The following is a 22,959-nucleotide window of genomic DNA, read 5'->3' on the forward strand; positions in this document are numbered from 1 at the left end:
ATACCTATTCTTTTTTGCCACCCGCCAAAAGAGCCGATGTCCAGCACCGCCCCGCCATTTCATCTTTGCCCAAATACTCAAAAACCCGCACCCATCACGGGCACGGGCCTTCAAAACGGTCAAACCATGACGCGCAGCCTTTACTTTGCCGGGCTACGGTACGTCATTCGCCGCACCGATCCGGTTTTCGACCGCATCAACAGCGTTTCCGTCGTCACCCAACCTGGCTCCGACTTTATCCCCGCCAAAATCGACCCAGATGTCACGCCGGTCGCGGCAAAAATCACATCCGCCGTGACCATCTCGTCGCGCGTGTAGATGCGGTTCAAATCGGTGATACCCGCTTTGGCCGCGCGTCCCCGCTCGTCATCATTGCGAAACAGCAACCGGCCATAAATCTGCCCGCCCATGCATTTCAGTGCTGATGCCGCCAGCACACCTTCAGGCGCCCCACCTGAACCCATATACATATCAATGCCGGTAATCTCGGCCTCGGCACAGTGAATAACCCCCGCCACATCGCCGTCCGTTATCAACCGGATCGCCGCCCCAGTATCCCGAATTTCCGCAATCATCTCTTCATGGCGCGGGCGTTCCAGCACGCACACCGTAATATCCGCCGCCGCACAGCCCTTGGCCTTTGCAAGTGCATGCACCCGTTCAGCAGGTGTCATATCCAGCGTTACCGTATCCACCGGATACCCCGGCCCAATCGCCAGCTTGTCCATATACACATCCGGCGCATGCAGCAGCGTGCCGCGCGGGGCCATCGCAATCACCGTCAACGCATTTGGCATATCCTTAGCGGTCAGCGTGGTGCCTTCCAGCGGGTCCAGCGCAATATCCACTGCAGGGCCGTTGCCCGTGCCAACTTCCTCACCGATAAACAGCATCGGCGCCTCGTCCCGCTCGCCTTCGCCAATCACCACCACACCGGCAATATCCAGCAGGTTCAACTGGTCGCGCATCGCATTGACCGCCGCCTGATCCGCCGCCTTCTCATCCCCGCGCCCCACCAGCTTGGCCGAGGCCAGCGCCGCCGCCTCGGACACCCGCGCCAACCCCAGCGACAACAGACGATCTTGAAATTCCTTAGCGTCCGACATGGCGGCACCCTTCCAAATAAGCATGAACTCTTGGCCGCAGTCCTAGCGCGCGGGGCAGGGGCAGAACAAGCATGTTAGCGACAGACATCGCACACAAGGGCCAAGTTTTCGGGCAACTGCACAGCGCGGCGCAGCCCAAAACGCCGCCCGTTTGTCCGAATTATCAACGGCCGCGAACCAATCCAACTCAAACGTCCTCAATCCGCAAGGCCACAGGGTCGCCCACCACAACCCCCGTGCGCGCAAACCGCGCCAGCGCATCGTTTACATCATCGCGCGTCGCCTTATGCGTCACAATCAACACGGGTGCCTGCGCGTCCGAATGGCCATACTGCCGCATCCGGTCAATCGAGATCCCCGCATCGCCCAAACATGTCGCCACCTTGGCCAGCGCCCCGGGTTTATCCACCAAGGTCATGCGCAAATACCACGCCGACACACCCGCAACAGCGGCCACCACAGGTGGCACCAACGCCACGGCAGGCACGCCAAACACCGGCATCCGCACACCGCGCGCAATATCCACCACATCGCCCATCACCGCACTCGCGGTCGGCCCCATGCCAGCACCCGCCCCGCGCAGCACCACCTGCCCCACGCTATCGCCTTCCAACACCACCATGTTCGTCCCGCCCGAAAGCTGCCCAAGCGGGCTGCCCATCGGCACCAAACACGGCGTCATGCGCTGCTCCAACCCGCGCCCCGTCATCTGCGCCACGCCCAACAACTTGATCCGGTACTCCATATCGGCCGCATGGCGAATATCGTCGATCGAAATCGCCCCGATCCCCTCCAACTCCACCGCATCAAAGGAAACCTGCGTCCCAAAGGCAATCGCGGCCAATAGCGACAACTTGTGCCCCGCATCAATCCCGCCCACGTCCAAATTCGGATCGGCCTCAAGATACCCCAGCTGCCGTGCCTCGTCAAACACCTGCGCATAGGGCAAACCTGCATCCTCCATCCGCGTCAGGATGTAATTGCAGGTGCCATTCATCACGCCCATCACGCGCTTCATCCCGTTCGCGGCCAACCCTTCGGTCAAGGCCTTGATCACAGGGATCCCCCCCGCCACCGCCGCCTCAAACCGGATAACCCGCCCCGCAGCTTCCGCTGATAATGCAAGCTGATGCCCGTGATGCGCCAGCAGCGCCTTGTTTGCGGTCACCACATCCTTGCCCGCCGCAATCGCGGCCTCGGTGGCCAAGCGCGCAGGGCCCTCATGCCCGCCCATCACCTCGATGAACACATCCACATCATCGCGCCGCGCAAGGGCTACAGGGTCGGTTTCCCAGGCAAACCCCGACAGGTCCGCATCACGGTTCTTGGTCCGGTCGCGCGCCGAAACAGCCGTAATCACCACTTCGCGCCCCGACCGCGCGGCAATCAGCGCCGCATGCTTTTGCACAATCTGCACAACACCAATCCCGACAGTCCCAAGACCGGCCAGACCTAAACGCAAAGGGGCTGCCATATATATCTCCATCCGAAAGGGTGTAAAATTTGGCCGAGTGTTAGCCTGTCGCGCCCCCGCATGCAACGCAGCACAGGCGCAAACCTCAGTTGAATTTCGCCGGATAGGCCGCAATCGCCGCCGCCAACCGCGCCCGCGTGTCAGGGCTATGGACTGGCCCGCGCATGGCAACCGCCCGTGCGCGCAATCCCGCCGCCCGTCCGGCCAGCGCATCACGCGCCGCCGCCGTCGCGCGCCCGGGCACCGCTTGCGCAATCAACCCCTCGATCGGCACCAAGGCAGGCGTCACCGATGCCCCGCCCGCGCTTTGGGCAAACCGCGCCTGCGCCGCATCCACCTCCGGAAAACTGGCACAAGCCCCCAACAGGGCCAAAAGCGCTATGGAAAAACCGGTACGGATCATTGCAAACTTTCACGCAAACTCAGCTGCCGCCAACCCTATCCGCCTGCCGCCCGCACGGCAAGCACTTGGCTATCCACGCCCTCCATTTCATCTTTGCCCAAATACTCACACCACCCTTGGCCCCCATAACCGCACCAGCCATTTCATCTTGGCTCAAATACCTAAAACCTATCGGCCAAACCGCCCGCACAAACCACAAACCAAAGCCTTGAACTGAACACCTATTCAGATAAACAGATCCCATGGCACGCAAAATCGGCTCTTCGTCTGATATCACCGGCCCCCGCATCCGTGCGGCGGCGATGCAGCTCTTTGCCCGCCACGGCTTTGCCGCCGTTTCCATGCGCCAAATCGCAGCCGATGTCGGCGTGCAGGCAGGCGCGCTCTACCTCTACACCGCTGATAAACAGGCGCTCCTGTTCGATCTGATGCAAGATCACATGACCAACCTGCTGGCCGCTGTTGATACCTTGCCGCTCCAACCCACCGCCACAGCGCAGCTCGACCAATTCGCGCGCTTTCACATCGGCTACCACCTTGACCGCCCCGAAGCAGTGTTCATCGCCTATATGGAACTGCGCAACCTCAGCCCTGATAACTTCGCAACCATCGAATCCTTGCGCCGCCGCTACGAAGATCACCTGCAAACCATCCTGACCCAAGGGGCTGATACGGGCGCATTCACTGTGCCCGATACCAAAATGGCCACGCTGGCGCTGATTGCCATGCTGACAGGCGTGACCAACTGGTACCGCGAAGGTGGCAGGCTCGCGCGCGCCGATGTCCAAACCCTCTACGCCGATATGGCCCTGCGCGCCGTCGGCGGTCGCCTGTAGGGTGGGTGCAACCCACCATTCCTGTGGCATTTCCCCGCAACCGCCCTAGGTTATTGCTACCCAACCGGAGCCTGCCATGACCCTCACCGCTGTCCTCATCTTCTTCGCCGCAACCTCGCTCACCTTCCTTGTTGCCGATGCGTTGATGCTGGGTCTCGTGCTCGGCCCGATCTTTCGCACCCATCTCGGCGCGGGCTTGCTCGACAGCTTGCGCCTTGGTCCGGCCATTGGTTTCTACCTGCTTTATATGGCGGGCCTGACCTATTTCGCAGGCCTGCCCGCGCTGCGCGACGGGGCCGCGATGCCCGCGCTCCTCAACGGTGCCATTCTGGGCCTCATCGCCTATGGGACGTATGAGCTGACATCCTGGGCCGTGATGCGCGACTGGCACCCGCAAATGGTGGTGATGGATATGACATGGGGCGCCGTTGTCAGCGGGTTGTCCGCCTATGCAGGCGCGCGCGCGGCCCTTGCGTTCACGGGTTAATATCGGGTAAACAAAATTAGCAAAAGTTAGTAATATCAACGATATGCGAAAATGTCCGCGCGCGAACAAACACAGGAAATCCCCATGATCCTCTATGGCATCTCAACCTGCGATACCTGCAAAAAAGCCCTGAAAACGCTCGAGGCGGCAGGCCACGCCCCCCAATTCCGCGACATCCGCGCCGATCCTTTGTCCGAGGCGGAAATCCTAGAATTCGTCACCGAATTCGGCGGCGCGATCATCAATCAAAAATCGACCACATGGCGCGGTGCTTCTGACTGGCTCAAAGCCTCGGAACCCGATGAGCAGTTAAAACAGCAACCCACCTTGATGAAACGCCCCGTTATCCGCGGCGACCACGGCCTGACCTTGGGCTGGGATGACGCCGTTCAGGCAAAATACCTCTAAAGCCAAACGGCCCGCATCCCGCCACAGCGGCGCGGGCCGAAACCTGTTCTTCTGCCGCTTAAAGCAGTCGCAAATCGCCCGCAGACTCTTTTCCATCGCGGCCGGATTGCATCTCAAAGCCGATTTTCTGGTTGTCGCTCAACCCTGTCAAACCCGCGCGCTCGACGGCTGAAATATGAACAAAAATGTCCTTCCCGCCATTATCTGGCGCGATGAACCCATAGCCCTTGGTGCTGTTGAACCATTTTACGGTGCCGGTAGGCATGCCGCGTCTCCCTTATCAATCCACCCCCCGGCGACATGCCAAAAGGCTGTGCGGCAAGGTCTGTGAACGCGATCGTCTACCTTCTGGTCGGGATCTGCTAAAAAGACTCTGTCGACACAGGTAAAAGGATGCCAAGTCCTGCGGAAAAATCAAGAACCTTGTGATGCCAAGCCAAACCGCCGCCCCAAAATCCGGTCAACAGACAGCGCACCGCCGCCTTTCAGCACCAAAACAAGCAGCAAAAACACCCACAATGTCCGCTGATCCCAAATCAGCGCCCCAGACGCGCGGTCAAACAATGCACCCAGCGTGTCGCCGCCAACCCCGTGACCATGAATATCCACGATACTTTGTACCGCCACAAACCCGATCATCCCCAAAGCGGCCAGCCGCGTAAACAGCCCCAGCACGATCAGCAATGGCAGGATAAACTCCGCCAAGGTGCCCGTCGTAACCACAACCCAGTGAAACACCCCGAACTGGCCAAAATCATAGCCAAACGCCTCGGTCGTCTCGGGGAAAATCTGGATATAGGCCCCGTCCGACGGCATCAAAAATCCGAACAGGCCAGGCCCCAGTTTTGTGCTGGCCGAGGCCCAAAAGTAAAACAGCAAAACCCCAGCAAAGGCCAAACGCGCCAACACAGGCAGCACATGGGCGCCAAGCCCGTCCAGCCCGTTTGCCACCCGATGATAGGCTGTCAAAACGCTTTTCATAAATCCTCCTCAAGTGCTGCAATACCATTATTCCCGATCAGCAGCGCCAGCATTGCCGCCAAATCAAACGCATCCCCCGCCGCGTCCATCCCCGCCTCAACCGTTTTGCCAGCCTGCAAAGCCGCCACAAAAGCAGCCCCACCTTGCGGCAGCAAATGAACCGACGGGTCATAGCCGTTCCGCAAAACCAGCGCATCTTCGGACTGCATCATGGGGGCGGGGCCGTCTTCGGCATTTGCCCGCCAAATCGACACAACCGGATAGCGCGACCGAACAACCCGCACAGGGGGGGCAAGCACCAGCCGCGCCGCCAAAAACCGTTCCGGCGCTATGGCAAGTGCGGCCGCATCGACGGTGCTGTCACTGGCGTGATACGTTTCGCGCCGTGCTTGTTCCAACCGCGCCACATCGGCCAAATAGGGCAGGTGGGCTAAAGGCACAAAGCCTTCTAAAAATGCAGGCATTTCAGTGCCGTACAGCATCATCATCCGCGATGTTGGCGGGTGCGCACGCAAAAACACGCCGGCAAGGGCTGCAAAGTATTCGGCCCCCAGCAGCTTTTCCAACACCGGAAAACTGGCTCGCAGCGCCTCTGTCAAACTGCCCGCGACATTGTTGCGGTACACCGAAAACCGGCGACCTGCTGGCCGCCCCATGCTGTCGATCAGCCCTTCGGGGACGGGCAAATCCGAATTCAGCAAGGCCTTCACAAAACCTTCCTGCATCATGCCACCGGCTCCAATATCCGCGCCGCGCGTGCGGCCTCGGCGGCCAGAACCGGCCAGTCGGGCACGTCATTATCCCATTCAATCAGCGTGGGCAGTGGGCCCGCACGGCCAATCAGCCCTGCATAAAGCTGCCACACGGGGTCAACCACCGCCGCCCCGTGATTGTCGATCAGCAACGGCGCGCCATGGTCATCGGCATCGGCAAAATGGCCGCCAAGATGCACCTCACCGACAAATTCCACAGGAAAATCAGCCAGATAATCGGCGGCGTCAAAATTCAAATTCGTGGCTGATACGAACACATTGTTCACATCCAACAGCAACCCACAGCCCGTGCGCAGTGCCACGGCGCGCAAAAAATCCACCTCCCCCATCTCGGCCCCTGCAAAGGCCAGATAGGACGACGGGTTTTCCAACAGCATCCGGCGGCCAAGCACCTCTTGGACGCGGTCCACATGGTCCGCGACGCGGGTTACAGTGGCTTGCGTATAGGGCAGGGGCAAAAGGTCGTTCAAAAACGTCTCGTCATGGCTTGACCATGCCAGATGTTCGGAAAAACTGGCGGGGTTCAGCCAGTCGCACAGGTGTTTCAGCCGCGCCAAATGCGCGCTGTCCAGGGGGCCCTCGCCGCCAATCGACAGGCCAACCCCATGCACAGAAAACGCGAACCGTTCGGCCAGATGCCGCAACTGCGCCAGCGGACGGCCACCATCGCCCATGTAATTCTCGGCATGGATTTCCAGCCACGCAACAGTACCGGGAGTATCCAGAATGTCTTTGAAATGCTGCGCCTTATAGCCAACGCCAGGGCGGGCGGGCAGGCCTGTTTCAGATGCATCAAACATGGAATGTCCCCATCACAATGCGGCCCCGGACCCGTTGGTCCAAGGGCGCTTTGGCAATTAGCCAGCCATGTCGCGGTCAAGCTTTTCAAGGCTGCCCATGCGGCCTTCTGGCAGTTCCATCGTGGTGCAGGTGCCCGCTGGAACCAGCGACCAAGCGTTGCCCTGATAGTCGACTTTCGACGTGCCAGCGCAGGTTGTGCCTTCGCCTGCTGCGCAATCATTCTTGCCAGCCAGTGCCACGCCAAAGCACTTTTCCTTGGCTTCTTGCGCCATGGCCGGACCAACCTGTGCGGCCAAAACGGCAGCCAATGCGCCAGCGATAGCGAATGTTTTTGAATGCATAGTCATGTGATGTTCCCCTTGAACAGTTGTTTTGTGATCGCTGATTTGCGATGACCAAGTTCTAGCCTGCCAATATGGTAACGGGCCAATAACAGGCGCGTGTGGCACGTGGGCGTTATCCATTGTAACATAATGTCGCAGGCAAAGCTGCCCCGTCAGGCATAAAAAAAGCACCTCAGGCTTGGCGCTTTTTCTAGGTTTATCAGGATGTTGTGCGTCTAAGGTCTGGCGGCGTTGCCTCATCCGCCAAAACTTCGACAATGTCATCAAAACTCGCCATCTCGGTTTTTGTTTCACCCAAACGCCGTACTGACACTGTCTTTTCTTCAACTTCACGCATGCCCACGGCCAAAATGACCGGCACTTTGCCCACCGAATGTTCGCGAATCTTGTAGTTGATCTTTTCGTTGCGCAAATCAACCTCGGCCCGCACACCCGCTGCATTCAGCGCGGCGCACACCTCCATCGCATAGTCATCGGCATCCGACACAATCGCCGCCACGACAACCTGGCGTGGGGCAATCCAGAACGGCAACTTGCCCGCGTGGGATTCTATTAAAATCCCGATAAAGCGTTCAAACGACCCCAAACAGGCGCGGTGTAGCATGATTGGGCGGTGTTTCGCCCCGTCTTGCCCGATGTAGCTGGCGTCCAACCGTTCGGGCAGGTTCGGGTCTACCTGAAACGTGCCACATTGCCAGTCCCGCCCAATTGCATCGGTCAGCACAAATTCCAGCTTTGGCCCGTAAAACGCGCCTTCGCCCTCAAAGATCTCATACTCATGCCCCGCCGCGGTGACCGCATTGGCCAGTGCGCTTTCGGCATAATCCCAGCTCGCTTCCGTCCCGATCCGCTTTTCAGGGCGGGTCGACAGCTTGATCCGCCATGTATCAAAGCCCAGATCGGCATAGATCGCCGACAAAAAGCGGATGAACTTGACACCCTCAACCTCAATCTGATCCTCGGTACAGAAAATATGCGCGTCATCTTGGGTGAAGCCGCGCACCCGCATGATTCCATGCAGCGCACCACTGGGTTCATAGCGGTTGCACGACCCGAATTCCGCCATCCGCAGCGGCAAATCGCGGTAGGATTTCAGGCCCACGTTGAAAATCTGCACATGGCAAGGGCAGTTCATCGGCTTCAGCGCGTTAATAGTCTTTTCGCGGGCGTGCTCTTCATCCACCTCGACAATAAACATATGGTCTTGATAGTTTTCCCAATGCCCCGAGGCTTCCCACAGCTTGCGGCTTACCACCTGCGGCGTGTTCACCTCGACATAGCCATCGGCGCGCTGGCGCCGCCGCATATAATCTTGCAGCTCGGTGTAAATCGTCCAGCCGTTCGGGTGCCAGAAAATCTGCCCCGGCGCTTCCTCTTGCATGTGAAACAGGTTCATCTCGCGGCCCAGCTTGCGGTGGTCGCGTTTTGCCGCCTCTTCCAGCAGGGTCAAATGCGCCTTCAAATCGTCGCGGTTTTTGAAGGCAACACCGTAAATCCGTTGCAACATCGCGCGGTTGCTGTCGCCGCGCCAATAGGCCCCGGCCACGCTCATCAGCTTGAACGCATCGGCAGGCAGCTGCCCCGTGTTCTGCAAATGCGGGCCGCGGCACAGATCTTGCCAGTCGCCATGCCAATACATCCGCAGGTCTTCATTGCCCGGAATGCTTTCAATCAGCTCGACCTTATAGGGTTCACCCTTTTGTTCGTAATGTGCAATTGCGCGTGCTCGATCCCACACCTCGGTGCGAACAGGATCACGCAAGTTGATAATTTGTTTCATCTTTGCTTCGATCAGCCCAAGGTCTTCGGGTGTGAAAGGTTCGATTCTGTCAAAATCATAATACCAGCCGTCTTTGATGACAGGGCCAATCGTGACTTTCACATCCGGCCAAATCTCTTGCACGGCGCGTGCCATCACATGCGCCATGTCGTGGCGGATCAATTCCAGTGCGGGCGCATCATCGGCCAATGTGTTCAGGGCAATCGTGGCATCCGAGGTAATCGGCCATTGCATATCAAAATGCGCGCCGTTTACCGTCGCGCTGATCGACTTTTTGGCAAGGCTTACGGCAATGCTGGCCGCCACTTCGGCAGGGGTCACGCCCGCATCAAAATTGCGGATATTGCCATCGGGAAAGGTAAGGGAAATCTGGGCCATCTGGGCCACCTCCTCGGTTTGGCGCCCACGATGCGCCCGGTTGCGGGTTATGATCCGCCCGATATGGCGCGTGTGAATTGGGCTGTCAAGCGCAAGGCCTACAGCCCAACCCGTTCAGATCGCTGCAAACACGGAATAGGCCATGATCAGGCAGCAAAGCCAACCGGCCGCAAAGAGGATGGGGCGCACAGGCATCCGCGCCAAGCCGCTAATCATCCCCAGAGCATGCGCCACCCGCAGCCAGAAACATGTAATCCCCGTCCAATAGGTCAGGGCGGTAAAGCCATCCACCCTATCCAAAATCAGCACAGCACCGCAAAAGACATGGCCTGTTCCAGCAGGTTATGATGCGCCCGCCACGCCCGATGCACCCAATGGCGCAGGGCCGACATATCGCAGGGTCGCGCAAAGTTATCCTGCGCGCCGGAGTCATTGTTTGCCCCCGAAACATAAGGAATCCAAAGGCTTGCGGCCAATTTTATCAGGCAAGTCAGAATGCCAAGTTCGGTCGGAACCGCCGTTACATTTGCTCCATTAGATAAGCACCGCCGAAATGTGCGGGCTGTCCGGTTTCCAGATAGGTCTTTAAGCCCGCCAGCGACCGGACCCAGCCATCGCTGGTTCCGTCGGACGGATCGTTGTTCAGGTTTTCATGCAGAACCGTCAGGCAACAAAAATCGCCCTCGACCGCAATCTCGTAAGTGATGCGCGACGCGGGCATATCGGGTTCCCATGTTGGCTCAAAGCTGGTGACCAGCTTGGTTTTTGGCACAACTTCAAGCTCACGGGCGTTCAAGGTCATGGTTCCATCGGGCATGAAATAAGTGACATTGTCGCCATCGCGTTTCGCCGTTTGCTCAAGGAAATCATAATGCTGAAAGACATCGGCATTGGTCAGCGCCTCCCACAGCGCGTCTTGCGTGCAGCGAATATACGTCTGCATCATGAATTTTGGTTTGTCTGTCATATCAACCCCTTACATTGCGGCCTTAAGGCCAGTTCCGGTTTCCAGATAAGATTTAAGCGAGGCCGCCAAACGCGCCCAACCTTCGGCAAAGCCTTCTTGGCCGGGGGCCATGTCGTAATGCTCAATGGTCAGCTTGCAGGCATCGCCCTGCGGCTCGATCAGATAAACCATATGGCTGGCGGGGGCGCCTTTGCCCATGAACAGTGGCTCGAACGTCATCGCTATGCGGGTTTTCGGGTCCAGCGCCGTGGTGATTTGGCGCAACATCGCCGCCCCATTGGGCAAAATAAACGCCGTGGCTTGGCCCACTCGTGGATTGCCCTGCACCACATTGCAGGCAAAATGATAGGCCGCCATCTGGTCCGCTTCGGTCAGCGCGGACCAAAGCGCATCGTGGGTGCATTTGATAAAGGTCTGCATCATGAAATCGGGCTTACGCATCACAGCGCCACTCTCCAGTTTCTGTTTCAGTTCACTCAGGGCGCTGGCTTGGGGTTGCAAGAACGGCGCAACCCAACGGTCCATCACCTCCTGCAAGGGCAGGGGGTTCAGGTAGTGATATTTGAAACGCCCCACTTTTCGTGTGATGATCAGCCCTGCGTCTTCCAGCAGGGTCAAGTGCTTCATCACGCCAAAGCGCGACAGGTGTGACCCCTCCTCTAATTGCCCAAGAGTTTGGCCGTCCTGCACACGCAGGGCATCCAGCAGCGCGCGGCGGGTCGGGTCGTTCAGGGCCTTGAAAGTGCTGTCCATGAATCATTATATGTTATTAAATTGTCACGTGTAAACATAGTAACCTTACTGCGCAACATCTTGCATTTTCAGAGGCTTCATGAAACGTCAGATAAGCAGAATAATCGCGGGGGCACTGTGCCGGAACATCAAATCTTCACCACCGCCCAAGACCGCCGCATCGCCTATCACCAAACCCCAAGGCAAAATCCAGGGCAGGGGCCGGGCGTGGTGTTTTTGGGTGGTTTCAAATCGGATATGTCCGGCACAAAGGCGCTTTATCTTGAAGACTGGGCGCAAACCCAAGGCCACGCCTTTCTGCGCTTTGACTATTCCGGACACGGCCAATCTTCGGGCAATTTCCTTGACGGCGCGATTGGCGATTGGTTCCAAGACGCGCTGGCCGCCATTACGACCCTGACGACTGGCCCGCAAATCCTGATCGGCTCGTCGATGGGCGGCTGGATTGCCCTGCTTGTCGCCCTCGCAATCCCTGACCGCATCGCGGGCCTCGTCGGCATCGCAGCCGCCCCCGATTTCACCGAAGACAGCATGTGGGCCAGCTTTACGCCGGCGCAAAAGGCCGAACTGGCGCAGGGGCAGGTCGCCTTGCCCTCCGACTATTCTGATGACCCCTATATCATCACCAAGCGCCTGATCGACGAAGGGCGCACCCGCCTTGTCCTGCGCACGCCCCTAAATTTGCCCTTCCCCGTCCGTCTGCTCCAAGGCACCGCCGACACGGATGTTTCCCCCGCTGTCGCCTTGCGTTTGATGGACCATGCCCAAAGCCCCGATCTGCGCCTGACGCTGGTGAAGGACGCCGATCACCGCTTTTCCACGCCGGAATGCCTGTCCCTTATCACCGCCGCTACGGCCGATATCCTTGCGAGAAGTGCCCATGCGTAGTTTTGGAAAATTCATCGGGCGGGTGTTGCTCGGCCTTGTCGTCATCATCGGCCTGATCTTTGTCTTTGCGCCGAAAGAGCCCGTAAACCGCAGCGCTGGCTTTGATGCAGGCACCCTTGGCGACGATCTTGACGCCTATCTCGCGAAATCCGAGTCGAAATTCACCGATATCGTCCCTACCACTGAAAAAGAGATCATCTGGGCAGACGCAAAGGGTGCAAAGACCCCATTATCCGTCATCTATGTCCACGGATTTTCCGCGACGAAATTCGAAATTCGCCCCGTGCCCGACCAAGTCGCCGCGGCCTTGGGCGCAAACCTGTTCTACACCCGCCTTGCAGGCCACGGCCGCGGCACAGCGCCGATGGCTGAACCTGATGCAGGCGATTGGATCACCGACCTGCGCGAGGCTCTGGCCATTGGACGCCGCTTGGGCGACCGCGTTTTGGTCATCTCTACCTCAACCGGTGGCACATTGGCTGCCATCGCCGCCACCGACCCCGATATGGCCCGCGATGTCGCGGGCATGGTTTTTGTCTCGCCCAACCTTGGCATCGACAAAACCGCCTCGTTCATCCTGAACCTGCCGCTCGTCCGCTACTGGGGCCCGGTTGTGGCAGGGCAGGAATGCAGCTTTGACACCCGCAACGCCGACCATCAACGCCTGTGGACCACCCGCTACCCCACCGTTTCCGCCATCCCGATGGAGGCGCTGGTCCAACACGCCCTGACGCTGGATTACACCAAGGCCATTGTGCCCGCGCTGTTCATCTATGCTCCGGATGACCGTGTGGTCCAACCCGCTGTGACGGCCGAAATCGCGGCCCAATGGGGCGCGGCAAGCGAAACCTATCACCCAACCCTGACGGATGCCGATGACCCATATCATCACGTCATCGCGGGCGATATCATGAGCCCAAATCAAACCGCGCCCACCGTGACCCGCATCCTTGAATGGGCCAAAGGCTTGTAAACACAGATGAATGACCCGCTTATCCTTGTCCCCGGCCTGATGTCCGATGCGCGGCTGTTCGGCCCGCAAATCGTGGATCTGTCGCGCGAACGGGCGGTTATGGTGGTCTTGCCGCATCCCGGGGCGACGATAGAGGATATGTCGGCCAATCTGCTTGCCGCAGCGCCCGCGCGCTTTGCCATTGCGGGGCTTGGTCTTGGCGCGCATGTGGCACTTGATGTGATGCGCCGCGATTTGGCCCGCGTGACCAAGGTGGCCTTCCTGTCCGCCGACCCCTTGGGCGAAACCCCCGAGGCTGCCGCCGCCCGCGAAAAACGCATGATCCTTGCGCGCACCGATCGTCTTGCACAGGCGATGGCCGCCGAACTGCCCGCCAACGCGCTTGCGCCCAGCTCAAACCGCGATGAGATCATGACCTTGGTCGAAGACATGGCCTTTGCGATGGGCGAAGAGGTGTTCATCGCGCAGTCCCGCGCCCTTCAACGCCGCCGTGACCAGCAAAAAACCCTGCGCCGTGCTGCCATTCCAGCCCTTATCCTTGCCGGTGCCAAAGACGGGTTGGTGCCCGTGCGCAGGCAAAGCTTTATGGCCGAGCTTATGCCAACGGCCCGCGTGCAAGTCATTGAAAACGCAGGTCACCTTTTGCCGTTAGAATGCCCCGAGGCTGTCAGCAAGGCGTTGATAAGCTTTTTCAACGGCCCGCTGATCCTGCGCTAAAGCGTTTCGCGTTTTACTTGGATTATCTTGTATCTCATAACGCGTTGAAATCTTTGATTTCAGGCAGCTTTATGTGATTCAGGTTTAACGCGAAACGCTATAAAGCAGCCCAATTTCGCAAGAAAAAGCCCCCGACATCGCTGCCAGGGGCCAAATACACAGAAGGCCTAAACCTTAGGACGCGGCTTTCGCGGCCTTTGTCTTGACTGTTGCAGGCTCAATTTCACCCGAATTTGCATCAATAAACGCCAAGACCAACGGGCGAATGTTCAAGCGCCAGCTTTTACCTGCGAAAATCCCGTAATGCCCTGCACCTGGCTCCAGATGGCTGGCTTTTTTGCTGTCGGGCAGGCCGGTACACAGGGCAAGTGCTGCCACGCACTGACCTGGGGCGGAAATATCGTCCTTCTCGCCTTCAACCGTTTTCACGGCGACTCGGGTAATCGCGCCCATGTCGACCTTCTTGCCGGCCACCACGAATTCGTTTTTCGCAATCTCGCCGTTTTTGAAAATCCGCTCTACCGTGGACAAATAAAACTCGGCAGGCATATCCATTACGGCCAGATATTCATCATAAAACCGGTTATGCGCATCGTGGTCCGACGCCTCGCCCCGTGCCACGCGCAAGATCTGCTCTTTGAAGGCTTTGCCATGCCGCTCGGCATTCATCGAAATAAAGCTCTGCAACTGCAACAGGCCCGGATACACCATCCGCCCCGCACCCTTGTACATAAAGCCAACGCGCTGGATCGCTGTTTGCTCTAGCTGGCCCATCGTCACGCGGCGGCCAAAATCGGTCACATCGGTGGCGGCGGCGTCAGGGTCTACCGGCCCGCCGATCAAGGTCAGGCTGCGCGGCTGCGCGTCGGGGTCCTCGGCCGCCAGATAGGCGGTCGCGGCCAAAGTCAAAGGTACGGGCTGGCACACGGCAATCACATGGGTGTCAGGCCCAAGTTCGCGCATGAAATCAACCAGATACAGCGTATAATCTTCGATATCGAACTTGCCTGCCGATACCGGAATATCGCGCGCATTGTGCCAGTCGGTCACAAACACATCGCAGTCCGGCAGCAGGCTTGTCACGGTTGACCGCACCAATGTCGCGTAGTGTCCCGACATCGGGGCCACCAACAAAACACGGCGTTTCATCGGCGCGCGGCGGCGCACAAAAAACTGGATCAGGTTGCCAAACGGGCGCTCGACCACATTCTTTACATCGATCAAATGGTCCTGCCCGTCAGGCCCGGGAATCGACCGGATGCCCCAGTCAGGTTTGTCCACCATCCGCGCAAACGACCGTTCGGTCACTTCGCCCCAGGCGGCGGTCATTTTGACCATGGGGTTCATCGACAAGGCGAATGCAGGATACGACGCCATCGCCTTGGCCGTAGCACCCATCCACTCATTCGTGTTACGCATACTTTCCATCAGGTCGTAGGTCATCATATACTTCATGTCAGCTCCAAGGCCTTCAGGGTTACGGCGCGTCGGTCGTGATTACGGAACACGGCCAATATGCTGCGTTGCAGCGAATATAGGGGGGGAATATTAATATGGCAACAACTCAGAATGAAGACGAGGCCCGCGTCGCACGTTTGACGGCCAATCTGGAAAAGGTTGAAAACCTGTCCAAACGCCTGACCGCCGCCCTTGCGCACCGCAAAGACGCCGATCCGGCGCTGTCGGGCCCAGGCCAAGACGTCTATATGAAGGCCGCGACGGCCTATGTCGCCGAGATGATGCAAAATCCCTCCAAACTTATCGAGAATCAGGTCAGCTATTGGGGCAAGACGCTGAAGCATTACGTTGATGCCCAGCATGTCCTGCTTAAGGGCGAAATTAAGGCCCCCGCAGATCCAACCCCAAAAGATCGTCGCTTTTCCAATCCGTTGTGGGAAGAGCATCCGTTTTTTAACTATCTCAAGCAACAATATATGCTGAATTCGGAAATGATTTCGAACACTGTGGATGGTTTGGAACACATGGACCCCGCCGATAAAAAGCGGGTCGAATATTTCACCCGTCAAATCGTCGATATGTTGGCCCCCACCAATTTCCTTGGCACCAACCCCGATGCCTTGGAACGCGCGGTCGCCACCGATGGCGAAAGCCTTGTGGCAGGCCTTGAAAACCTGGTCCGCGATATCGAGGCTAATCAGGGCGATCTACTGATCACGCTCGCCGATAAACAAGCCTTCAAGGTCGGCGAAAACATCGCAACCACCCCCGGTTCGGTTGTGTACCGCAACAAGATGATGGAAATCATCCAATACAGCCCCACCACCGAAACCGTGCATGAGATTCCGCTGCTGATCTTTCCACCGTGGATCAACAAGTTCTACATTATGGATCTAAAGCCCCAAAACAGCCTGATCAAATGGGTGGTGGACCAAGGGTTCACGCTTTTTATCATCTCTTGGGTCAACCCCGATTACACCTATGCCGATGTCGGCATGGACGATTATATCCGCGACGGCTACCTGCGCGCGATGGCCGAGGCGCGGCGCATCTGCGGCACCAAACAGGTCAACGCTGTCGGCTATTGCATCGCGGGCACGACCCTCTCGCTTACCCTTGGCCATCTTGCCAAAGCGGGCGATGACACCGTTAAATCCGCCACTTTCTTCACCACCCTCACCGATTTTTCCGATCAAGGCGAGGTGGGCGTGTTCCTGTCGGATGATTTTATCGACGGCATCGAACGCCAAGTTGCCACCGATGGTATTCTAGATAAAACCTTCATGTCGCGCACATTCTCCTTCCTGCGCTCCAACGACCTGATCTACCAACCCGCCATCAAAAGCTACATGATGGGCGAGGCGCCGCCCGCGTTCGATTTGCTGTTCTGGAACGGTGACGGCACCAACCTGCCCGCGAAAATGAGCATCGAATACCTGCGCGGCTTGTGCCAAACCGACGGTCTTGCCCGTGGCGTGTTTCCAGTGTTTGGCGAACCCGTGCATCTGGCCGACATCAAAACCCCGATCTGCGCCATCGCCTGCGAAACCGACCATATTGCGGCATGGAAAAGCAGCTTTAACGGCATCAAGCAATTCGGCAGCACCGACAAAACCTTTATCATGGCGCAATCCGGCCATATCGCAGGCATCATCAGCCCGCCCAGCAAGCAAAAATACGGCCATTACACCAATGACACCCCCATGACGACGCCTGAGTCGTTTTTGGAAGGGGCGACCTTCCACAAGGAAAGCTGGTGGCCGCGTTGGGGTGCTTGGTTGGCCAAACAATCCGGGGAAATGGTCCCCGCCCGTGCGCCGGGTGGATCAGAAAACCCGGTTTTGGCACCGGCCCCCGGCACCTATGTCGGCGCCACGCCACAGGAAAAGTCTGCCAGCGCAGAGGCTTAGGTCTGACCCACTGATATTGCAATGCAGCACTGACCCTAGGTCATGCTGCATTGCAGAAAAATCTTGCAATGCCGCACTGCAGCATGTATAACTACTTCATCAAATAACCGCGGAACAGCTTCCGCCGAGATGGAGACTTAAAATGACCAAGACCCCAGATATGACGAAAATGGTTCAGGACATGATGGCTGCTTTCCCAGTGGACAACGCTGCATTCCAAAACGCATTCAAAACCCAAGCTGCTATGGCCGAAAAAATGGCCAAAGTAACTTTGGAAGCGGCTGAAAAGTCGACCGAGATTTCCTCGAAGTGGGCAAAAGACACTATCGCCAAGGTTTCCGGCGTTGCAACTGCCAAGGCAGACGCTGCCGAGTACACCAAAGCTGCAACCGATTTTGCTTCGGCTGCGTCCGAAATGGCTGCTGAAAACATGGCTGCTTTCGCTGAAGTTGCGAAAAAAGTTCAGATGGAAACTGTTGAGCTGATGCTGGCTGCTGGCAAAGACGCAACCGAAGAAACTTCGGCTGCTGTGAAAAAAGCAACTGCTGACGTTCAGGCTGCTGCGAAAAAAGTAGCTGCTGCTGCAAAGTAATAAAGCGGTTTGCGCGCAATCTGAATAAGATTGTGTGCAAACCAAGACATGCGCCGAATTCGTTTTTGGCGATATGCGGCTGCGAACCGATCGCTCCCTGCTCAGGTTCTGCGCCAAGGGCGGGCTTCTTACGAAGCCCGCCCTTTTCTTTTTTTCTGCACTGCCCTAAGGTTTTCTGCACAGCAGTATATCTGCGCAACAAACCAACGGGTGTACCATGGCCGAAACTGACAAGCCGCTGCTGATCAAGCGCTATGCAAGCCGGCGCCTTTATAATACCGAAACCTCGGATTATGTGACGCTCGAAGATATCTCTGGCTTTATCCGCAACGGGCGCGAGGTCCAGATCATTGATCTGAAATCCGGCGACGATCTGACGCGCCAATATCTTTTGCAAATCGTCGCCGAAAACGAAAGCAAGGGCCAAAGTGTTTTACCTACCAATGTGCTGAATGATCTGGTGCGCAGTTATGCCACGGGTGTCACATCCGTGGTGCCGCAGTTTTTATCCGCGTCCTTTGATATGCTGCGCGACAGCCAGTCTAAAATCGTGGAAAATCTTACCAAGGTGCCCAACCCGATGGCCGCAGTTCCGGGCTTTGATGCCATGCGCAAGCAGCAGGAAATGTTCTTGAAATCCATCATGGGCGGTGTTCCCGGTTGGCCAGGGCCTGCGGGTGCCGACAAGCAAAATGAAGCGCCAGCCCAAGCCAAAGAAACCGCCGCAGAGCAGAATGAGCTGAACGAGATCAAGGCCCAATTGGCCGAGCTGCAAAAGAAGCTGTCCAAGCTCTGATCGGTGACGATTTTTCGTTGAAAAATCAGAGTTTTCGACGAAAATTCACGGCTGGCCGCGTCAATCTCAGATCAGACACCCAGCCGGTCGCGCATCCCGTACCATGTCATCGCTGCCACCAGCAGCGGCCAGCGTAGCGCGGTGCCGCCGGGGAAACGCGGCTGGGGCAGGGCGGCCATCACATCAAACCCGCCCGCTTGCCCCTGCACCGCCTGTGCCATCAGCTTGCCCGCCAGGGTCGCCATCGCCACCCCGTGCCCGGAATAGCCCGAGGCCGAAAACACCCTTGGATGCGCCCGAAGAAAACACGGCATCCGGTTCATTGTAATCGCCAGCGTGCCGCCCCAAGCATAATCAATCTTGACGTCCCGCAATTGCGGATACACCTCAAGCATCGGTTTTCGAACGGTTTTCACCACATCGGGGAATTTGTAGCCATAGCTTTCGCCGCCGCCAAACAGCAACCGTTTGTCATCTGACAGGCGCCAGTAATTGACCACAAACTTGCTATCGGCCACCGCGATATTTTCCGCCAAAATCCCCGCCGCGCGGTCGCCCAAGGGTTCCGTCGCCACGATGAAATTGTTGATCGGCATCACCCGTGCAGCGACCTTGCGTTCCAGCCCGCTCAAGTACCCGTTGCCCGCCAAAATCACATGGTTGCAACTGACGCGGCCATGCGCGGTCAAAACCTCGCTGCGCAGATTGTGCTGGATGTGATGCACCTCGGACCGTTCATAAATCCGCGCGCCTGCTGCCACCGCCGCTTGGGCAAGGCCAATCGCAAAGTTCAGTGGGTGCAAATGCCCTGCACCCTTGTCCAAATCGCCGCCCTTGAACGCCGCAGACCCGATCAACCCCTTGGGCAATGCCTCAATCTGGGTGTAATCATACTCGCGCGCCAATTTCTCGCGGTACGTCTCGGCATGGCGCACCTCTGCGTCCGAATAACACGCATGGGCCACGCCCGCATGAAACGGCAGCCCCATCTCCTTGGCCAAATCACGCACCAGCGACTTGGCTTCCTCGCCCATGTCCCACAGCTTGCGCGCCGTCTCACGCCCCGCCATTTTCTCCAGCGCGTCTTGCTCCAGCCGCTGGCCAGACCCGACCTGTCCGCCGTTGCGCCCCGACGCGCCAAAGCCCACCCGCTGCGCCTCGACCACCACGACATCCAGCCCTGCTCGCGCCAAATGCAGCGCCGCCGAAAGCCCAGTATACCCCGCGCCGACAATGCAGACATCCGCACTGACCTGTCCCTTTAAGGGCGGAAAAGCGGCAATCTTGGTCGCCGTGGCCGCATAATAAGAGGCGGGGTATTCCCCCGCCTTATCGTTCACATGCAAAAGGTTCATACGTTCAACAACAGATGTTCTCGTTCCCACGGGCTGATAACCTGTTGAAACTCTTTATATTCGTTGCGCTTGACCGAATCGTAAACCTTACAGAACTCGGACGTCAGCACCTCGCACAGCGCTGTGTCTTCCTCTAACAAGTCCAGCGCATCGCCCAGCGTATAGGGCAGGTCGGTTTCAATATTATAGGCGTCGCCCGTGCATTCCGCGCGCGGCATCTTGCCCTCCATCAACCCCAGATAGCCACAGGCAAGGCTGGCCGCCAACCCAAGGTAAGGGTTGCAATCCATCCCCGCCAAACGATTTTCCACCCGCCGCGCCTCGGGCCCCGAAATTGGCACCCGCAGCCCCGTGGTCCGGTTGTCACGTCCCCATTCCAGGTTGATCGGTGCTGCAAAATCCGGCACGTAGCGGCGATAGCTGTTCACATAAGGCGCAAGCAACGCCACCGCCCCCGGTAAATGGTTCTGCATTCCCGCGATGAAATGCATGAACGCATCCGTCTCGTCACCATTGGCGGCCGAAAAGATGTTCTTGCCTGTCTTAATATCCACCACCGAATGGTGAATATGCATCGCCGACCCCGGCTCTCCTTCAATCGGCTTGGCCATGAAGGTGGCGAAACAATCGTGCCGCAGCGCCGCCTCACGGATCAGCCGCTTAAAGAAAAAGATCTCATCGGCCAACCGCACCGGATCACCATGCGCCAGATTGATCTCCACCTGACCCGCGCCGCCTTCTTGCAAAATCCCGTCAATCTCCATGCCCTGCGCCTCGGCAAAGTCATAGATATCGTCGATCACCTTGCCGTACTCATCCACCGCACTCATCGAATAGGCCTGCTTGCCCGCAGCCCTTCGCCCTGACCGCCCCATCGGCGGCAACACCGGCATGTTCGGGTCCAAATTCCGCGCCGTCAGGAAAAACTCCATCTCGGGCGCGACCACGGGGGCCCAACCTTGCGCCGCATACAACTCCATCACGCGCTTCAACACATTGCGCGGCGCAGTCGGGATGGGATCACCCTGCTGGTCAAACGCATCATGGATCACCTGCACCGTCACATCCGCTGTCCAAGGCGCGGCTGTCGTGGTGGTATAATCCGGCACCAACACCATATCCGGCTCGGTAAACAACCCTGACGGGTTATCGGCCCATTCGCCGGTAATCGTTTGCAGGAAAATCGAGTTCGGCAGGAAGTAATTCGCCTGCGTCGCAAACTTGGACGCGGGCATCGCCTTGCCCCGCGCAACCCCTGCAATATCGGCGATAATGCACTCCACCTCATCAAGGCGCCGCCCCGCGATATAATCGCGCGCAGCATCAGGCAAATTATCGGTCCATTTCGTCATCGGAACGCTCCGGTCAAAAGTACATCAGCCCCTTGGCTGCTTGAAAAACGCGGCAATCTGCCCCGCCATGCTGTCACTGTCCAACGGCGTATCCAACTTGGCCGTTGCCGCCTTCAACAGCGCATCGGGAACCAACCCCTTGCCCCGCGTCTTCATCAACCCGTCCACAAACGCAGGCCGAAACTCGGGATGCGCCTGCACGGTAAACACACGGTCATCATAGACCAGCGCCGCATTGGCACAAAACGCATTGCGACCTGCCACTTGCGCCGCAGCCGGCTTTTCAATCACCTGATCTTGATGCCAGGCATTCAACCGCACGGTCTTGCCACCAAAATCATACTCGGTCGGCCCCACGGCCCAGCCTTTGGTGAACTTCTCAACCCGGCCTCCCATCGCCTGCGCTATGATCTGGTGGCCGAAACAAATCCCTACCATCGGCACATGGGCCGCAAAGGACGCGCGGATAAAATCCTCCAACGGCGGTATCCACGCATGGTCCTCATAGGCACCAAACTTTGATCCCGTAATCAGCCACCCGTCACAGGCCTGCACATCGGGGGGAAAAACCCCATCCAGCACCCGAAACGTCTGAAAGGTGAACCCATGCCCCTCCAACAGGCGCTCAAACATGTCTGGATAGTCCCCCATCTCACCTGAAAGCTGTTCAGGCGAGACACCAGTTTGCAAAATGCCGATAAGCATGACGTCCCTTTTTGTTGATACGCAAACCCTACCCTTACGCACGGGGGGGCGGCAAGGGGGGAAAACGGTGCGGTCAGCCCTTGCTCCCGCGTAACAGCTGCGCCACCATGCAGGTCACAACCAAAAGGAACCGCCATGATAGACATCAGCGCCAGCAAAGTCGTCCAAGTCATCTTTCAAGCCCGCGAAGGCCATATCGCCGCCGCCGAACTGACCGCCTTCATCGAAAACCTGAACGAAGATGAACAGGCCCATCTGACCGCCATCGCATGGGTCGGGCGCGGCAGCTTTGACGCGGAAGATTACGCCGAGGCGGTGATGACCGCGCGTTCTGAGAAAACCACGCCAACATCCGACTATCTGATGGGCATGCCGCATCTGGCCGAAAACCTCGAGGCGGGGCTCGATGCAATGGGCATAGATGTCGACGGCGAAGAAGAGGACTTGCTGTGATCCGCACAGCCGTAGCCTTTTTGCTGACCCTGTCGCAGCCCGCGATGGCCGAGGTGTGCTTGGGCAAAAACGTCCGCATCGGCGGGCATGACGCATCAAACCAAACCTTCACCAAACAAAAGCGCGGCGAATATATCATCCATGAAGATCAACCCAAAATGCCGGCTGCGTATGGCGCAAAAACAAGGACGGATCGAAAACCAAAGTTTGCCATTTGAAGAAACAGAAATGACATCCAAGGCGTCTAGATCTTCGGTCGCCTAACGCGA

27 protein-coding genes are annotated in these 22,959 nt (G+C 58.0%); 11 read left to right on the plus strand and 16 right to left on the minus strand.

Annotated elements, in window-relative coordinates; genetic code table 11:
- Positions 1-140: 140 nt before the first annotated feature.
- The 3 genes from glpX to G560_RS18425 all read right to left on the minus strand — a co-directional run bounded on the left by glpX (position 141) and on the right by G560_RS18425 (position 2,983).
- Complete coding sequence (gene glpX, locus G560_RS0103475; protein ID WP_028913684.1) at positions 141-1,106, minus strand: class II fructose-bisphosphatase; 966 nt, start codon at positions 1,104-1,106, stop codon at positions 141-143.
- A gap of 187 nt (positions 1,107-1,293) precedes the next feature.
- The gene (locus G560_RS0103480; RefSeq protein WP_028913685.1) at positions 1,294-2,580 is read right to left on the minus strand and encodes a homoserine dehydrogenase; all 1,287 of its coding nucleotides are present in this window, start codon (positions 2,578-2,580) and stop codon (positions 1,294-1,296) included.
- 85 nt (positions 2,581-2,665) lie between these two features.
- Positions 2,666-2,983 carry a hypothetical protein gene (locus tag G560_RS18425; RefSeq protein ID WP_022702921.1) on the minus strand — a complete coding sequence of 106 codons (318 nt, stop codon included), beginning with the start codon at positions 2,981-2,983 and terminating at the stop codon, positions 2,666-2,668.
- Between the two features lie 242 nt (positions 2,984-3,225).
- Here G560_RS18425 and G560_RS0103490 point away from each other — a divergent pair, with 242 nt between their 5' ends.
- From G560_RS0103490 to G560_RS0103500, 3 genes are all read left to right on the plus strand, one after another.
- On the plus strand, positions 3,226-3,819 hold the full coding sequence (locus G560_RS0103490) for a TetR/AcrR family transcriptional regulator (protein WP_022702922.1): 594 nt from the start codon (positions 3,226-3,228) through the stop codon (positions 3,817-3,819).
- Positions 3,820-3,895: 76 nt separating this feature from the next.
- Positions 3,896-4,306, plus strand: coding sequence for a DUF2177 family protein (locus G560_RS0103495; protein WP_022702923.1), 411 nt, complete (start codon positions 3,896-3,898; stop codon positions 4,304-4,306).
- Between the two features lie 84 nt (positions 4,307-4,390).
- The gene (locus G560_RS0103500) at positions 4,391-4,714 is read left to right on the plus strand and encodes an arsenate reductase family protein (RefSeq protein ID WP_028913686.1); all 324 of its coding nucleotides are present in this window, start codon (positions 4,391-4,393) and stop codon (positions 4,712-4,714) included.
- A 58-nt stretch (positions 4,715-4,772) separates the two neighbouring features.
- On the opposite strand, the gene G560_RS0103505 is transcribed toward G560_RS0103500, so the two are convergent.
- The 9 genes from G560_RS0103505 to G560_RS0103545 form a co-directional block, all read right to left on the minus strand.
- Positions 4,773-4,979: a cold-shock protein gene (locus tag G560_RS0103505; protein WP_022702925.1), complete on the minus strand. Its 207-nt coding sequence runs from the start codon at positions 4,977-4,979 to the stop codon at positions 4,773-4,775.
- Positions 4,980-5,128: 149 nt separating this feature from the next.
- Entirely contained in the window at positions 5,129-5,695 is a 567-nt protein-coding gene (locus G560_RS0103510; RefSeq protein ID WP_022702926.1) for a DoxX family membrane protein, read from the minus strand.
- The gene (locus tag G560_RS0103515) at positions 5,692-6,423 is read right to left on the minus strand and encodes an HvfC/BufC N-terminal domain-containing protein (protein ID WP_022702927.1); all 732 of its coding nucleotides are present in this window, start codon (positions 6,421-6,423) and stop codon (positions 5,692-5,694) included. The genes G560_RS0103510 and G560_RS0103515 overlap by 4 nt, the downstream gene beginning before the upstream one ends.
- Positions 6,420-7,268 carry an MNIO family bufferin maturase gene (bufB, locus tag G560_RS0103520; RefSeq protein WP_022702928.1) on the minus strand — a complete coding sequence of 283 codons (849 nt, stop codon included), beginning with the start codon at positions 7,266-7,268 and terminating at the stop codon, positions 6,420-6,422. The genes G560_RS0103515 and bufB overlap by 4 nt, the downstream gene beginning before the upstream one ends.
- 57 nt (positions 7,269-7,325) lie before the next feature.
- Complete coding sequence (locus G560_RS0103525; protein ID WP_022702929.1) at positions 7,326-7,616, minus strand: BufA1 family periplasmic bufferin-type metallophore; 291 nt, start codon at positions 7,614-7,616, stop codon at positions 7,326-7,328.
- A 196-nt stretch (positions 7,617-7,812) separates the two neighbouring features.
- The gene (gene thrS, locus G560_RS0103530; RefSeq protein WP_022702930.1) at positions 7,813-9,771 is read right to left on the minus strand and encodes a threonine--tRNA ligase; all 1,959 of its coding nucleotides are present in this window, start codon (positions 9,769-9,771) and stop codon (positions 7,813-7,815) included.
- Between the two features lie 114 nt (positions 9,772-9,885).
- Complete coding sequence (locus tag G560_RS21450) at positions 9,886-10,080, minus strand: MAPEG family protein (RefSeq protein ID WP_231575902.1); 195 nt, start codon at positions 10,078-10,080, stop codon at positions 9,886-9,888.
- 211 nt (positions 10,081-10,291) lie between these two features.
- Positions 10,292-10,738, minus strand: a complete 447-nt coding sequence (locus G560_RS0103540; protein WP_022702931.1) for an SRPBCC domain-containing protein — start codon at positions 10,736-10,738, stop codon at positions 10,292-10,294.
- 9 nt (positions 10,739-10,747) lie between these two features.
- A complete protein-coding gene (locus tag G560_RS0103545; protein ID WP_022702932.1) occupies positions 10,748-11,491 on the minus strand; it encodes an ArsR/SmtB family transcription factor in 744 nt (247 codons plus the stop codon).
- A 117-nt stretch (positions 11,492-11,608) separates the two neighbouring features.
- On the opposite strand from G560_RS0103545, the gene G560_RS0103550 reads away from it, so the two are divergent.
- The 3 genes from G560_RS0103550 to G560_RS0103560 are packed head-to-tail and all read left to right on the plus strand — an operon-like array spanning position 11,609 to position 14,069.
- Entirely contained in the window at positions 11,609-12,379 is a 771-nt protein-coding gene (locus tag G560_RS0103550) for an alpha/beta hydrolase (RefSeq protein ID WP_022702933.1), read from the plus strand.
- Positions 12,372-13,352, plus strand: coding sequence for an alpha/beta hydrolase (locus tag G560_RS0103555; RefSeq protein ID WP_022702934.1), 981 nt, complete (start codon positions 12,372-12,374; stop codon positions 13,350-13,352). Before G560_RS0103550 ends, G560_RS0103555 begins: the two co-directional genes overlap by 8 nt.
- 6 nt (positions 13,353-13,358) lie before the next feature.
- The gene (locus G560_RS0103560; RefSeq protein WP_022702935.1) at positions 13,359-14,069 is read left to right on the plus strand and encodes an alpha/beta fold hydrolase; all 711 of its coding nucleotides are present in this window, start codon (positions 13,359-13,361) and stop codon (positions 14,067-14,069) included.
- 174 nt (positions 14,070-14,243) lie between these two features.
- On the opposite strand, the gene phaZ is transcribed toward G560_RS0103560, so the two are convergent.
- Entirely contained in the window at positions 14,244-15,524 is a 1,281-nt protein-coding gene (gene phaZ / locus G560_RS0103565) for a polyhydroxyalkanoate depolymerase (protein WP_022702936.1), read from the minus strand.
- Between the two features lie 98 nt (positions 15,525-15,622).
- Here phaZ and phaC point away from each other — a divergent pair, with 98 nt between their 5' ends.
- The 3 genes from phaC (at position 15,623) to phaR (ending at position 18,825) form a co-directional block, all read left to right on the plus strand.
- A complete protein-coding gene (gene phaC, locus G560_RS0103570; protein ID WP_022702937.1) occupies positions 15,623-17,437 on the plus strand; it encodes a class I poly(R)-hydroxyalkanoic acid synthase in 1,815 nt (604 codons plus the stop codon).
- Positions 17,438-17,579: 142 nt separating this feature from the next.
- Positions 17,580-18,029: a hypothetical protein gene (locus G560_RS0103575; protein WP_022702938.1), complete on the plus strand. Its 450-nt coding sequence runs from the start codon at positions 17,580-17,582 to the stop codon at positions 18,027-18,029.
- A gap of 217 nt (positions 18,030-18,246) precedes the next feature.
- A complete protein-coding gene (gene phaR, locus G560_RS0103585; protein WP_022702940.1) occupies positions 18,247-18,825 on the plus strand; it encodes a polyhydroxyalkanoate synthesis repressor PhaR in 579 nt (192 codons plus the stop codon).
- A gap of 71 nt (positions 18,826-18,896) precedes the next feature.
- Here the strand turns inward: phaR and G560_RS0103590 are convergent, their stop codons facing one another.
- Genes G560_RS0103590 through G560_RS0103600 form a run of 3 tightly spaced genes read right to left on the minus strand, consistent with a single transcriptional unit; the run spans position 18,897 to position 22,237 of the window.
- Positions 18,897-20,180, minus strand: coding sequence for an NAD(P)/FAD-dependent oxidoreductase (locus tag G560_RS0103590; protein WP_022702941.1), 1,284 nt, complete (start codon positions 20,178-20,180; stop codon positions 18,897-18,899).
- Entirely contained in the window at positions 20,177-21,532 is a 1,356-nt protein-coding gene (locus G560_RS0103595; protein WP_022702942.1) for a glutamine synthetase family protein, read from the minus strand. Before G560_RS0103595 ends, G560_RS0103590 begins: the two co-directional genes overlap by 4 nt.
- Positions 21,533-21,556: 24 nt before the next feature.
- Positions 21,557-22,237: a type 1 glutamine amidotransferase gene (locus tag G560_RS0103600; RefSeq protein WP_022702943.1), complete on the minus strand. Its 681-nt coding sequence runs from the start codon at positions 22,235-22,237 to the stop codon at positions 21,557-21,559.
- 135 nt (positions 22,238-22,372) lie between these two features.
- Between G560_RS0103600 and G560_RS0103605 the strand changes: the two genes are divergently transcribed.
- Both G560_RS0103605 and G560_RS18435 read left to right on the plus strand, forming a co-directional pair.
- The gene (locus G560_RS0103605) at positions 22,373-22,690 is read left to right on the plus strand and encodes a DUF3775 domain-containing protein (protein WP_022702944.1); all 318 of its coding nucleotides are present in this window, start codon (positions 22,373-22,375) and stop codon (positions 22,688-22,690) included.
- The gene (locus tag G560_RS18435; protein ID WP_022702945.1) at positions 22,687-22,908 is read left to right on the plus strand and encodes a hypothetical protein; all 222 of its coding nucleotides are present in this window, start codon (positions 22,687-22,689) and stop codon (positions 22,906-22,908) included. Before G560_RS0103605 ends, G560_RS18435 begins: the two co-directional genes overlap by 4 nt.
- Positions 22,909-22,959 lie beyond the last annotated feature (51 nt).

It is taken from the genome of Pseudorhodobacter ferrugineus DSM 5888, from assembly GCF_000420745.1.
GTDB lineage: Bacteria > Pseudomonadota > Alphaproteobacteria > Rhodobacterales > Rhodobacteraceae > Pseudorhodobacter > Pseudorhodobacter ferrugineus.